Here is a 13,162-nt window from a genome sequence, read left to right as displayed (position 1 = left end):
GAATTATTTATGGCGTCGCCGTTGGTACACTTCCCGCAGAATCGGTACCGAGGAGAATAAGAAAGTCTGCTTTTGAAGAGTTTTCGGAGCTTGGAAGAGAAACTGAACTACTGATACCTAGCGTGCTTAAAATTGTTTTGAGGCTCTCCGGTTTTTTATTGGCGGTAAGATCGATGACGATGGTGGATGTGCGATCACGTTTCGCCGTGTTTCCAACAGTTTGAATTATGAAGTTTGCTATTTTTAGTTTAGCCGACGTGCGTGATGCCAAGCCTGTGATATTTGTGCCATTCCTAATTTCTACGGTCGGTTTTTCGGCTTTTAAATTTGTTGCGTCAGGAGATGAAGATGATGGCGACGGTGTGGCTGAAGGCGATGTTGCGGGAGTCGCGGTTGGTTTTGAAGATGAGTTTGGTGTGGCCAACGCGTCGGTTTTTGCAGATGTAAAAATACTGCTGACAAATTCTTTGATCTGTGAATAATCTTCGGCGCCGGCACGTGGTCGAATAACTGAAGCTGGAACACCTTCTAAAATTTCTGTCCCACCAGTTAGGAGACCATTGTTTCCAGTCGACAAGACGGCTGTGTGGATGTTGTCTTTTGGAATTCCGCGCACCATTTCAAAAACTCCTTTTAATTCCCACAAATTAAAGTTTGTAGCGACGTTGTCTCCCAAAGCATCGAGAATGCCGGTAATGGCGCGAATATCAAACGCGGTGTTGGCGGAGAAAATCTTTTCTCGCATTGCCAGTAGTAAATGTTGCTGACGCGCGGCGCGAGCGAAATCGCCACCCTCGGGGCCATCAACATAGCGTGCGCGAACATAGGAAAGGGCGCGATCACCACTCATTAGTTCTGTCCCGGCCGGGAAAGAAATTTTGTGCCAGTAATCGTAGAAGGAAACGGGGACGGTAACTTCAACGCCCCCTATTTTATCGACAACTTGTTTAAAAGCAGTGAAATCAACTCGTGCGTAGTAATGAATAGAGAGGCCGGAAATTTCTTCCACTTTTTGACCCAAGGCGATAATGCCTTCGCCCTTTTTGACGTTTTCTTTGTAGGCATTAATGGCGTTAATTTTTGTGAAAGATGTTGAGCCGGGAAGACGCACAAATAAATCGCGGGGAATAGACAGTAACGCAACCTTCTTTTCTTGGGGGCGAATCATTGCCACCATGATTGTGTCGGTCAGGTTTTCGCCTTCGTGACCCTTTCCGCCGATGGCGGCGAGTAGAACATTGATTTGGCCGTCTTTTTCGCCAACCAGTTTGCGATCACCCGGGATAATAAGATCGACTAATTGCGCGAAAATTGAACGGTCTTTGTTGAGAACGTTTTGGCCGACCTTAAGTATTTTTGCGGAAAATAGTCCACCGCAAAGGACGAGCAGTGTTACGATGACATAAATTGTGCGTCGTAGGCCACGGCCCCTTTTTCGTTTTCCCGATGGGGCTTTGATGGTGCCACCGCTATTTTTATTGCTACCGCCTTTTGACGATCGAACAGGAACAGAAGCGCCGTCATCGGCGGATCTTATCTCGCGCAAGATGTTTGCGCGTTCGTCTGACGAAAGAGATACACGAGAACTCATGTTACCTTGTGAATTGTAGGACTGATACTCAAGACAAGCAAGCCGACGGGATTTGATGAGTTGTGGCGAACTTAATTGGTCTTTAAATCCCAAAACCCAATGACCAAATCCCAACAAAACCCTAAAATAATAATGACCAAAATTGTTAGTGTTTTGGATTTAGGAAATTAGGATTTTGTTGGACATTGGGGTTTGGAGTTTGGGATTTTTTCACCGTGTCATTTATCACTAGCATTAACCTCTTTTTTGTGCTAACCTCACCTCACTATTATCATTATTCTATTCAATGGAAGAACAACAACAAAGTGACGGGCCGGTAAGAAAAGAGTCGGCTTTGAGAAATTTATTTTCCAGTATTTGGGGTTTGGCGAAAGTTTTTATTATCAGTGCGTTAATTATTTTGCCGATTCGGACCTATATTGCCCAGCCGTTTTTTGTGCGTGGTGAAAGCATGGTCCCAAATTTTCACGATGGTGAGTATCTGGTGATTGATGAATTGTCGTACAACCTAGGCATCAGATCACCAAAACGCGGTGACGTGGTTGTTTTCCGTTACCCAAAAGATCCGTCCCAGTTCTACATCAAACGAATTATCGGTCTGCCGGGCGAACGCGTGACAATTAGTGAAGATAAAATCGTCGTAATCAATAATGAATACCCAAAAGGACTGCAACTTAATGAGGGACAATATCTTCCAACTACCGATATCACGGTCGGAAACATTGATTCTATGCTTGGTAAGGATGAATATTTCGTACTGGGTGACAATCGTGAGCACAGCTCCGATTCGCGTTTTTGGGGGGCTGTTCCGCGTAATTTGATCGTCGGTCGCGCCTGGTTGCGTCTTTTTCCTATAAACGAAGCGTCGGCCTTCGCAACTCCGCAATATGGTGGTATTGTTCCGTCGCAAGCGACCGTGTCGCCTCAATCCTAAAATTATTTTTCATCAATATTATTATGGTTCAAACGGCCCAAGAAAACGCCAAAAATGACAAGAAGAAAGAAGAAGTAAAACCAGGCGTGCCGGCGCGCACCGAGCAACGTCGTGGAATGCAACGTCCGCCGGAAGAAGAGGAAGAAGATATTCGCGCGCGCGCGCCAATCGCGTTGGTCGTCCGTTCTCCGCGGGGGATGCAAGATGTTTTGTGGGATGATATGCGTTATTGGGATATTGTGAATGACACCTTTAAACAGGTCGCCATTAGTTTTAATATGAAAAAAGTTTCTGTTCCAGTTGTGGAAGAAGCGGCGCTTTTTGAGCGAAGTATCGGTGAAACCACGGATGTCGTGGAAAAGGAAATGTTTTTTGTGAAGGATCGCAGTGGAACAACACGTTTGGCATTACGTCCGGAATTTACGGCCGGTGTTGCCCGCGCTTATCTGGAACATGGAATGAGTAGTAAGCCACAACCGGTGCGGATGTGGTATCAAGGTCCGGTTTTTCGTCATGACCGTCCGCAGGCCGGTCGTTATCGTCAATTGACACAGTTTGGCGTGGAAGTAATCGGGGAAGGCCATCCAATAATCGATGTGCAAGTAATTCATTTAGCCTATGAAGCTTATAAGGCTTTGCAACTCGATGCTTTTAGAATTGATATCAATTCTGTTGGCTGTCTTAACAAAAATTGTCGTCCATCATATCTTAACGCATTGAAAAAACACGTGCAGGATAATACGCGAAAACTTTGTGTCGATTGCAAACGCCGAGCAAAGGTAAATCCACTCCGTATTTTTGATTGTAAAGAAGAAAAATGCCAAATGGTTGGCAATACCGCTCCTAAAGTTACCGAAAATCTTTGTGAAGATTGTAAAGCACATTATCAAAACGTTCTTCGTTATTTGCAAGATTTGGGCATTCCATTTAGGGAAAACGCACGTTTGGTGCGCGGTTTGGATTATTACACCCGAACTGCTTTTGAAATAATCTCAACGTTACCGGCCGGGGATCCATTGAGCGGTATGGCGTTGGGTGGTGGCGGTCGATACGACGGATTGGTTGAACTTCTTGGTGGTCCGGCTACTCCCGCCGTTGGTTTTTCCGGTGGGGTAGAGCGAGTAATTATGCAAATGAAAGCGGAAGGTGTTGAAGTAAAAAATACCGATATGCCGGATGTATTTTTGGCGCATCTGGGTGATCTTGGACGCCGTCGCGCCGTAAAACTTCTGGATGATTTGCGTCGTTCCGGCTTTAAAGTTGCCGAAGCGTTTCACAAAGACGGTATCAAAGCGCAACTGCGCAATGCCGATCGCCTAAAGGTGCAATGGACTTTGATTTTGGGGCAAAAAGAAGCCTTAGACAGCACCATTATTTTGCGCAATATGGAAAGCGGGATGCAAGAAACATTAGACTTGAATCTAGACTCACTTGTACCTGCCTTGAAAAAGAGATTGCACAAAGAAATTCTGACGAGCCATACGTGAACGTGAATAATGATTGATGATATATGATTAATGAAGCGTCGTCGTCATCATCATTCATAAATCATAAATCTTAATTCACGTCACATTATGTCTGACTGCGTTTTCTGCAAAATTATCGCGAAACAAATAAAGGCCGATATTGTTTATGAGCAGGACGGCGTTGTTGCGTTTAACGATCTCTATCCAAAATATAAAACACACGTAATTATTATTCCCGTGAAACATTTGGTTTCGGTTGCGGAAATGCAAGAAGCCGATGATGAGTTGGTTGGAAAATTGATGCGCATCGGCGCGAAAATTGCGCGAGAAAGAGGATTGGAAAATGGTGGCTACAGATTATTAACCAATATCGGCGTCAATGCCGGACAAACCGTACAGCATTTACATATCCATCTTTTAGGTGGCGAAAAACTGCGTCCGCTCTAAATTTGTTTTTGAAAGTAGAATAGGGTCCGATAGATATAGGGTCCGTCCCTGAGGCGCAGGGTCGGACCCTGATTGGCGTTCGTCGCTCGTCGTCCCCCTTAAAAAACGTCCAAAACACGCTATTGCAAACAAAACACGAACGTGGTAAAATTGTCACAGTTGTGTAAAACTCTAAATAAATAATCCAATATGAATGAATATCATATCAAGCTAAAAGACGTCCTTCGCGGCAGAATTAGTGTTTTCATTGATGCGGCGAATCTTGAGCAATCGGTACGCAGTATGTGGGTTAATCCAAAAGATATTCCGGACAATCTTAAGCATTTTGAACCGGGAAAATTAAAATGGACGGTAGATTATCGGCAGCTTAAAATGTTTTTCGAAAAAATGGGGGAGTTGACCGCTATCAGTTATTATTCTGCCGATTTTGAAAGTGAGTCCCATCGAAATTTTATGTATATGCTGAAGAAAGCGGGGTATAAGCTTTCCACCAAGCAGATGAAGAAATATTTTGATCATGCGCCGGAACATCCGCACCGCAAAGCGAATTTTGACGTTGAAATCGCCGTAGACGCGATAGATAAAATAGAAAAATACGATACGTTTATTTTGTTTTCCGGCGATTGTGATTTTGAATATTTGCTGAAAGTTTTAAGAGGGAAAGGAAAGATGACGATCGTTTTCTCAAGAAGCGGACATGTAGCCAAAGAACTCCCGCCAGCCTGTCATCATTATTTCGATATTACGGATTTTAGAAGTGAGATATTATCGGTAAAAATAAGGCCTCGTCCGTAAATAAATTCCCCAAGATTATGCTCAATGCGCTTTAAATGTGAGTACTTTGATTGAGTATAACCTTACGGCGTACTAGCAGTACGGTGAAAGGTTTTACGATTGAGAAGTGCTTGCAGTTAAAGATGCAGTGAGTATAAGATTGGGAATTTATTTACGGACGAGGCCTAAACGCAAAGAATCCCGCGTTGCCGCGGGATCCTGCAGTTGATGTCATTTGACACTACTGCCAAATGTGATTTCATCCTATCGTAATTAAATAAGGTTGTCAAGTTGTTTGTTTGTCGGTACGGTTGCACACGTGTCGACGGTGTTGCCTTGATGGGCAAAGGTTGGGAGGGATTTCGTCGTCGCAGTAGAGGGTCCGGCCCTGAACCGTAGCGTGGTTCATGGGCCGGACCCTGATTGGCGTTTGTCGCTCGTTGTCCCCAAAAAAGTGGTTAGTCGGCGAGCAATAATCCTGTACTTGATCCATATCAACTAAGCGTTGATTTATTGGTCGTTCGGCGTTACTTTAAATACATTATGTCAAAAGAAGCAAAGGCACGAATTAAAATAAATAAACTACTCGAAGAATCAGGTTGGCGTTTTGAAGATGATAAAAACGGCAAAGCCAATATCCACCTTGAGCCGGGCGTAAAATATGCCGAACTGGGTGATGATTTTGAAAATGAAACTCACGGTTTTATTGACTTTCTTTTATTAGATAAAGATAAGCGTCCCCTCGTTGTTGTAGAGGCCAAAAAAGAAGCGATTGATCCGCTGTCAGCGAAAGAGCAAGCGCGAAACTACGCTCGCAACGCCGGTGCTCGTTTTGTTATCCTCTCAAACGGCAATATTCATTATTTTTGGGATACCAAACACGGTAATCCCGACACAATTTCTCGTTTTCCAACACAAGATTCGATAACTCAATATGAAAAGTATACGCCGAATCCTGTCGAGCTTGCGCAAACGGTTGTTGATGAAAATTATATCGTCTCGACACAAATTCCAACCTTCGCGACAGACCCTGCTTTTCAAGATGAATCTACTCGCACAGAGTTTTTGAAAACCAATAAACTCAAGCAACTTCGTCCATACCAAGTGCAAGCAATCAAAGCGCTTCAAGAATGCGCAAAGAATGGAAGCCAAAGATTTTTGTTTGAAATGGCAACGGGAACAGGAAAAACGCTTATTTCTGCCGCGGTCATAAAACTATTTCTCAAATCCGGCAATGCTCGCCGAATACTTTTTCTCGTTGATCGCCTTGAGCTCGAAGTTCAAGCGCAAAAAGCGTTCGTTCAATATCTTGGCAAGGATTATCGAAGCGTTATCTACAAAGAAAACAAAGATTCGTGGGCAAAGGCCAGCATTGTCGTTTCCACGATCCAAACCTTTCTTGCCGGTGATCGTTACAAAAAAGAATTTTCACCAACCGATTTTGAACTGGTTATTTCCGACGAAGCTCATCGTTCCATTGGTGGCAACAGCCGTGCGGTTTTTGAATATTTTGTCGGCTACAAACTTGGTCTTACCGCGACGCCAAAAAATTATCTAAGAGGTTTTGATGCTGAAGGCGCAGATAGTCAAAGAGAATATGAGCGCCGACTTTTGATTGACACCTATAAAACATTTGGCTGTGAAGCCGGCAACCCGACTTTTTCATATGATCTGGAAAAAGGCGCGGAGGAGGGCTATCTCATCAAGCCGACTCTCGTGGACGCTCGCACAAACATAACGACGGAACTTCTTTCGGAAGAAGGCTATGCCGTCCACACTCTCACCGAAAGTGGCGAAACAATTGATGAGACTTTCAACGAACGCCACTACGAGCGCAAAATTTTCAACGAAGAAACCAATATTGCTATGTGTAAGGCGCTCATTGATAACGGACTTTTTGATCCCGTTGCCAAACAACTTGGCGTGGATTTGTTTGGGAAAACGATAGTTTTTGCCGTATCTCAAAAACATGCCTCTCGATTAACCAATGTCTTGAACAAAATTGCTTTTGAAAAATGGCCGGAACAATACAGCGAATCCAATTTCGCGATGCAAGTTTCTTCGCAAGTAGCGAGTGCCCAGCAAATGACCATCAATTTTGCCAATAATCGTCTTGGTGGACAAACAAACCACCCCGAAGGCTACGACTCGAGTAAAACTCGTGTTGCCGTGACTGTAGGAATGATGACAACCGGCTACGATTGCCAAGATTTACTCAATATCGCGCTGATGCGTCCGGTTTTTAGTCCGACTGATTTTGTGCAGATCAAAGGACGAGGCACAAGGAAATGGCAGTTTGAATATAACGATTATCAAAACGATCCAGTTATAGAACCAAAAGAAAAATTCAAGTTTTTTGATTTCTTTGCTACCTGCGAATATTTTGAAAATGAATTTGATTATGATGAAAAAATAAAACTTACTTATCCTTTTATCACACCATCAACTGGCTCTGACGGCACTGGCTTAGGTGCAGATGGCGCTGGTGTTGTGGGCGACGAGCCTATTGGGGCAAAAGGCCCGATAGACCTGGCGACCAGCGACGAACTCGCTACGCTTTCCGAAACTCCCGAGGGCGTGATTATGCGCATTGACCGTGAGGGCTTCAAGCGTGCCGTGGAAGAAGATGTGCTTGGCAACGAAAAACTCAAAAATATGTGGGAAAACGGCGACACCGAAGAAGCCGAAAATTTTGCCCAAAAGCAGGTTTTTGATAAGCCAAAATATTTCCTCAACCTCGACAAGATCAAAAAGATTTTTGGCGTTGATCGCCGTATTACCGTCAAAGAATTTTTGCAGGTAGCTTTTGGCGACAAAGAAACTTTTGAGATGAAAGATGACCTGCTCGAATCAGAATGGGAAAAGTTTATGGAAGTGAATCCGGTGGATCAAACGCACTACGCGCCAGTCAAAATGTTTTTTAAAGCGTATGTGACGGATGAAAAAGTCCGTGAAATCGTCACGAGCCGTCAAATCGGTCGTTTTAATACGGAGTCATCATTTCATTTTGACGAATATCAACAACTCAACGGATTCAAGTCAGTCGTCCCGCAATATGTCCGTGATTATGCCTATCATTTAACAAATTTATAGATATGGATAAAGAGCAATTAAGGTTATTATTAAAAAATTTAGTTTTACTTCCAATTGAAGATGAAACAGTTGAATTCAAGGAAAATAACTATAATAAAGACGATATTGGCAAAAGGATATCAGCGTTATCAAACTCTGCAAATCTGAAGGATAAAAAATTCGCTTACATTGTGTTCGGTATCAAGGATGATAATCATGAAATTGTTGGTACAAATTTTTTTCCCAGCAGAGAAAAGATTGGCAATGATCAGTTAGAATTTTGGCTGTCACAACATTTAAATCCGAGGATTAATTTCACTATTCACGAATTCCAGCACGAAGAAAAAAATGTTGTCATTTTTGAGATTCCACCCGCTACAAACCAACCAGTAAAGTTTAATAACATAGCTTATATCAGGGTTGGATCAGCTACTCCAAAACTAAATGACTATCCTGAGAAAGAAAGAAAGATTTGGGATAATATTAATAAAAAAAGTTTTGAAAAAGGAATAGCGCAGGAAAATTTGACTATTGCAGATGTATTGGGCTTATTAGACTATTCAAAATATTTTTCTCTTACAAAGCAAGAGATTCCAAGTGAAACGAACCAATTTGTTGAAAAAATGGCTCAGCATGGATTAGTAAAAAAGGTTTTTAATAACAACTACGATATTACAAATCTTGGAGCTATTTTGTTTGCTAAAAATTTGAATGATTTTCCAACGGTCAGGAGAAAATCTGTAAGAGTTGTACTCTACAAAGGCAATACAAAGGTCGAAAGGGTAAAAGAGCAAGTGGGAGCACTTGGATATGCAATTGCATTTGAGAATTTACTTGATTATGTAAACGACAAGCTTCCCCACAATGAAGTAATCTCCAAAGCATTGAGAAAAGAAGCAAAGATGTATCCAGAAGTTGCAATTCGTGAATTTGTTGCCAATGCACTTATTCATCAAGATCTTTCAATATCAGGCGCTGGACCAATGATAGAAATATTTGATAATAGAATTGAAATAACCAATACGGGGGAACCATTAATTGAAACGGATAGATTTATTGATCACCCTCCACGGTCTAGAAATGAAGACTTAGCTTCGTTTATGAGGCAAATTGGTGTTTGTGAAGAGGGAGGGACTGGTATTGATCGAGCATTAGTTAACGTGGCTTTATACCAATTGCCAGCACCTAGTTTTGAAAAATATGATGATTTTACGAAAGTCACTCTATATGCACATAAAGATTTAAAGGAGATGACTTTGGATGATAAAGTACGTGCGTGTTTTCAGCATTGTGTTTTGAAATATATAGAAAAATCAAGAATGACAAATGCAACTCTTAGAGAGAGACTTAGTATCGGAGAAAAAAACTATCCAACTGCTTCAATAATTATTAAGGCAACAATAGAAAAAGGTTTCATTAAGGAATCTGAAAAACAGAAAGAATATGTACCAAATTGGGCATAAAAGCATGTAGTGGTTTTATGAATATTGTTGATAAAATTCATAAAAATGGCCTATCTTAGCCAAAAAATCATGTAGTGAGAATGTAGTAGAAAGGCGGTTAATCTTAAAAAATTGAAATAATATGAACGCAGACACAAAACGTCATATCGACGCGGCTCGCCAAGTATTGGTTGGCGTCGTGCCAAATCCCACATCGCAAATCGATCAAATTACCAACGCGCTGATTTACAAATTTATGGATGATATGGATCAAGCGGCTATCAAGGCGGGTGGCGAACCATCTTTTTTCGTTGGTAATTTAGAGCGTTATGCCTGGACACGATTAATGGACGCGCGGATGGGAAATCAGGAGCGCATGAATTTATATTCCGATGCGCTGTTGAAGTTTTCCGAAGCCAAACAATTGCCGGAACTTTTCCGTGGAATTTTTAAATCCGCTTTTTTGCCGTATCGCTCACCCGAAACGCTCGGACTATTTTTGAAAGAGATTGATTACTTTGACTACTCTCATCCGGAGGAACTCGGTAACGCTTACGAATATCTGCTTTCCGTTATGTCGAGCCAGGGGGACGCTGGGCAATTTCGCACGCCTCGCCACATCATTGATTTTATTGTCGATGTTGTAAATCCAACGAAAGATGACAAAGTGCTTGATCCCGCTTGTGGCACGGGCGGGTTTTTGATGAAGTCGTACCAACATATTCTGGAACAACATGACGGTAAAGATGATCCGGACAAGAAAGAAAAATCACTAACGCCAGATGAGCGAAAGAAAATAATGAACAATTTTGAGGGTTATGATATAGACCCGACGATGGTGCGTATTGCGCAGGTCAATATGTATTTGCATCAGTTCAAAAATCCTAAGATTTTCCAATACGACTCACTTTCCAGTGAAGAACGCTGGAATGATAAGTTTGATGTGATTCTCGCCAATCCACCGTTTATGTCACCAAAAGGCGGGATCAAACCGCACAGCAAATTCAGTGTTCAATCAAGTCGTTCAGAAGTTTTGTTTGTTGATTACATTATGAACCACCTGCGACCAAAGGGACGCGCCGGTATCATTGTGCCGGAAGGAATTATCTTTCAATCAGGCACAGCGCACAAACAGCTTCGCAAAAATCTCGTAGAGGACGGACTTTATGCAGTAGTTAGTTTGCCGTCTGGCGTATTTGCGCCATACAGCGGAGTGAAAACGAGTATTTTGCTTTTCAATAATGAGCTGGCAAAACAAAGCAAAGAAATTCTGTTTGTAAAAATAGAACAAGACGGCTTTGACCTCGGCGCGACCAAGCGACCAATCAGCAAAAACGATTTGCCGATAGCTTTGGAAATCCTAAAAAAATGGCAAGCGTCGCCCGTCATTGCGCCTGCCTCTCGAAGCCTTGGCGAAGTGGGGAAGCAATCTCTGGCTGTCGCCGTATTAAAAGAAAAAATTGCCGAAAATGGCGACTATAACCTCTCCGGCGATCGCTACCGCATCGCCACCGACTACACCAATGCCAAGTGGCCAATGGTGAAGTTGGGAAATGAAAAATATTTTAATATTGAATCAGGTGGTACTCCAGACTCGAAAAATGAAAAATATTGGAATGGAGATGTAAATTGGGCGACGTTAGTAGATTTACCTGCAAGTAATTTGTTGAATGACATAAAAGAAACGCAGAGAAAAATAACAAAGGATGGGCTGAAAAATTCATCCGCCAAACTACTACCCAGACATTCTGTACTTGTATCCTCACGGGCTACTATTGGAAGAATAGCTACAAATTCTATTGAGTTGGCCACTAATCAAGGCTTCAAAAATGTAGTCATCCGTGATAAAAAATTAACCGACTATATGTACATAGCGTGGGCACTTACAGAGTTGGTTGATGAAATGAAAGCAATGTCGAGTGGAGGCACTTTTGCTGAAATTTCAAAATCAAATTTTGAAAGACTTCAAATCCCTCTTCCGCCTCTCGAAATTCAAGAACAAATTGTGGCGGAGTTGGACGGCTACGCGAGTATAATCGCCGGAGCCAAACAAATAGTCCAAAACTGGAAACCCAAAATCGACATCGACCCCGAGTGGAAAAAGGTGAAGTTGGGCAGGATTGCAAAATTTATTGATGATGGCGATTGGATAGAATCAAAAGACCAATCTGATAGTGGGATTAGGTTAATTCAGACGGGTAATGTTGGTATTGGTGAATACATAGATAAGGCCGGCAAAGAAAGATATATTTCTAATGAGACATTTAAGAGATTAAAATGCACAGAAATTTTTGTTGGAGATGTATTACTATCAAGATTACCAGATCCTGTCGGACGAGCCTGTATACTTCCAGAAATAAACAAAAGAACAATAACAGCTGTAGACTGTACAATTTTTCGGTTTGATAATCCAATTAATGCAAAATATTTTGTATCAATAACCCAAACCGATGAATATCAGAAGAGAATCAACTCTGATTTATCGGGGGCCACAAGACAAAGAATTAGTAAAGGAAATCTTCTTGAGATAGAAATTCCTCTTCCATCTCTCGCCATACAAAAACAAATAGTGGAAAAAATCGAAGCCGAGCGCGCATTGGTAGAATCCGCCAAAAAACTGATCGAAATCTACGAACAAAAAACCAAAGAAGCTATCGCTAAACTTTGGGAGAAATAAAAAATATGGAAAGAAATGAAGAGTTAATAAAAGAATACTTTAAGAAATATATTTTTGGTTTTATCTTTAACGATATTCAAAATTGTATCAAGGCGAAAGCAAATTATACTGTGGCTTTGGCTCTGTTATCTAACACAGAATTTCTTGGTGGACTTGCAAATGGAACGCTTGGTTTACAGGGAAAAAGTCAAGAACAGTTTAATAAGGCGCTGGAGTTTTTTGAGTGGAATAGTGATAAGAATCACTACAAAGAATTTAAGCAGAAATTTAAGGATGTAGATTTCATAGACAAGGAAGGAAATATTTATACGCTATTTCGTTGTGGTTTAGCACACGAATATTTTATAAAAGCAGATTCATTGGTTCAAAATCAATCAGATGGATATACTGACGGAGAAGGTATTTTTTATTGTGAAGGATGTATTGATAAAGATGCTGGCGTGCAAATTGTTGATAAAAGATTAAGGTTTCATAATAACGCATATTTTCGTGATTTTAAGAAAGCATGGCAAAAATATTACAACTTATTAATTATCGAAAAAAACCCTGAATTACTTCAGAAATATAATAATTCATTAGATCGAATGGCGGTACGCTCTGTAATTATTTGATTAAATATGTATGAAGGATAATCTAAAAATGTCAGGTACTTTTGTTAATCTTCAAAAAGCAACTCGTTTTGCTACTACTGCTCATGGTGGCCAAACACGGAAAGGGGAGCCGGATGTTTCTTGTATCGCCATATATTTGTATTAAAGC

General features: G+C 41.5%; 10 protein-coding genes. 9 read left to right on the top strand and 1 reads right to left on the bottom strand.

The window, feature by feature from the left end:
* Positions 1–7 precede the first annotated feature (7 nt).
* A complete protein-coding gene (locus Q7S57_01760) occupies positions 8–1,591 on the bottom strand; it encodes an LCP family protein (protein ID MDO8511972.1) in 1,584 nt (527 codons plus the stop codon).
* A 286-nt stretch (positions 1,592–1,877) separates the two neighbouring features.
* On the opposite strand from Q7S57_01760, the gene lepB reads away from it, so the two are divergent.
* The 9 genes from lepB (at position 1,878) to Q7S57_01715 (ending at position 13,159) form a co-directional block, all read left to right on the top strand.
* Positions 1,878–2,525, top strand: a complete 648-nt coding sequence (lepB, locus tag Q7S57_01755; protein ID MDO8511971.1) for a signal peptidase I — start codon at positions 1,878–1,880, stop codon at positions 2,523–2,525.
* A gap of 23 nt (positions 2,526–2,548) precedes the next feature.
* Positions 2,549–4,012, top strand: coding sequence for a histidine--tRNA ligase (gene hisS / locus Q7S57_01750; protein MDO8511970.1), 1,464 nt, complete (start codon positions 2,549–2,551; stop codon positions 4,010–4,012).
* Between the two features lie 87 nt (positions 4,013–4,099).
* Positions 4,100–4,438 (top strand): histidine triad nucleotide-binding protein, encoded by a 339-nt coding sequence (locus tag Q7S57_01745; protein ID MDO8511969.1) that lies wholly within the window; start codon positions 4,100–4,102, stop codon positions 4,436–4,438.
* A gap of 189 nt (positions 4,439–4,627) precedes the next feature.
* Positions 4,628–5,233 (top strand): NYN domain-containing protein, encoded by a 606-nt coding sequence (locus Q7S57_01740; protein ID MDO8511968.1) that lies wholly within the window; start codon positions 4,628–4,630, stop codon positions 5,231–5,233.
* A gap of 522 nt (positions 5,234–5,755) precedes the next feature.
* Positions 5,756–8,305, top strand: a complete 2,550-nt coding sequence (locus tag Q7S57_01735; protein MDO8511967.1) for a DEAD/DEAH box helicase family protein — start codon at positions 5,756–5,758, stop codon at positions 8,303–8,305.
* Between the two features lie 2 nt (positions 8,306–8,307).
* The gene (locus Q7S57_01730; protein MDO8511966.1) at positions 8,308–9,747 is read left to right on the top strand and encodes a putative DNA binding domain-containing protein; all 1,440 of its coding nucleotides are present in this window, start codon (positions 8,308–8,310) and stop codon (positions 9,745–9,747) included.
* 121 nt (positions 9,748–9,868) lie between these two features.
* Complete coding sequence (locus Q7S57_01725; protein ID MDO8511965.1) at positions 9,869–12,403, top strand: N-6 DNA methylase; 2,535 nt, start codon at positions 9,869–9,871, stop codon at positions 12,401–12,403.
* A gap of 5 nt (positions 12,404–12,408) precedes the next feature.
* A complete protein-coding gene (locus Q7S57_01720) occupies positions 12,409–13,014 on the top strand; it encodes a hypothetical protein (GenBank protein ID MDO8511964.1) in 606 nt (201 codons plus the stop codon).
* Between the two features lie 10 nt (positions 13,015–13,024).
* Positions 13,025–13,159, top strand: a complete 135-nt coding sequence (locus tag Q7S57_01715) for a hypothetical protein (protein MDO8511963.1) — start codon at positions 13,025–13,027, stop codon at positions 13,157–13,159.
* Positions 13,160–13,162 lie beyond the last annotated feature (3 nt).

This window comes from bacterium, from assembly GCA_030647555.1.
In the GTDB taxonomy this organism is placed as follows: domain Bacteria; phylum Patescibacteriota; class Andersenbacteria; order UBA10190; family CAIZMI01; genus CAIZMI01.
The sequence above is the reverse complement of the archived record's forward strand: the minus strand, read 5'-3'. Positions and strand labels throughout refer to the sequence as shown.

Coding starts and splice junctions, on each gene's coding strand:
- Q7S57_01745 (MDO8511969.1), top strand. CDS start 4,100: ATGTCTGACTGCGTTTTCTGCAAAATTATCGCGAAACAAATAAAGGCC.
- Q7S57_01730 (MDO8511966.1), top strand. CDS start 8,308: ATGGATAAAGAGCAATTAAGGTTATTATTAAAAAATTTAGTTTTACTT.
- Q7S57_01760 (MDO8511972.1), bottom strand. CDS start 1,591: ATGAGTTCTCGTGTATCTCTTTCGTCAGACGAACGCGCAAACATCTTG.
- hisS (MDO8511970.1), top strand. CDS start 2,549: ATGGTTCAAACGGCCCAAGAAAACGCCAAAAATGACAAGAAGAAAGAA.
- Q7S57_01715 (MDO8511963.1), top strand. CDS start 13,025: ATGAAGGATAATCTAAAAATGTCAGGTACTTTTGTTAATCTTCAAAAA.
- Q7S57_01740 (MDO8511968.1), top strand. CDS start 4,628: ATGAATGAATATCATATCAAGCTAAAAGACGTCCTTCGCGGCAGAATT.
- Q7S57_01720 (MDO8511964.1), top strand. CDS start 12,409: ATGGAAAGAAATGAAGAGTTAATAAAAGAATACTTTAAGAAATATATT.
- Q7S57_01725 (MDO8511965.1), top strand. CDS start 9,869: ATGAACGCAGACACAAAACGTCATATCGACGCGGCTCGCCAAGTATTG.
- lepB (MDO8511971.1), top strand. CDS start 1,878: ATGGAAGAACAACAACAAAGTGACGGGCCGGTAAGAAAAGAGTCGGCT.
- Q7S57_01735 (MDO8511967.1), top strand. CDS start 5,756: ATGTCAAAAGAAGCAAAGGCACGAATTAAAATAAATAAACTACTCGAA.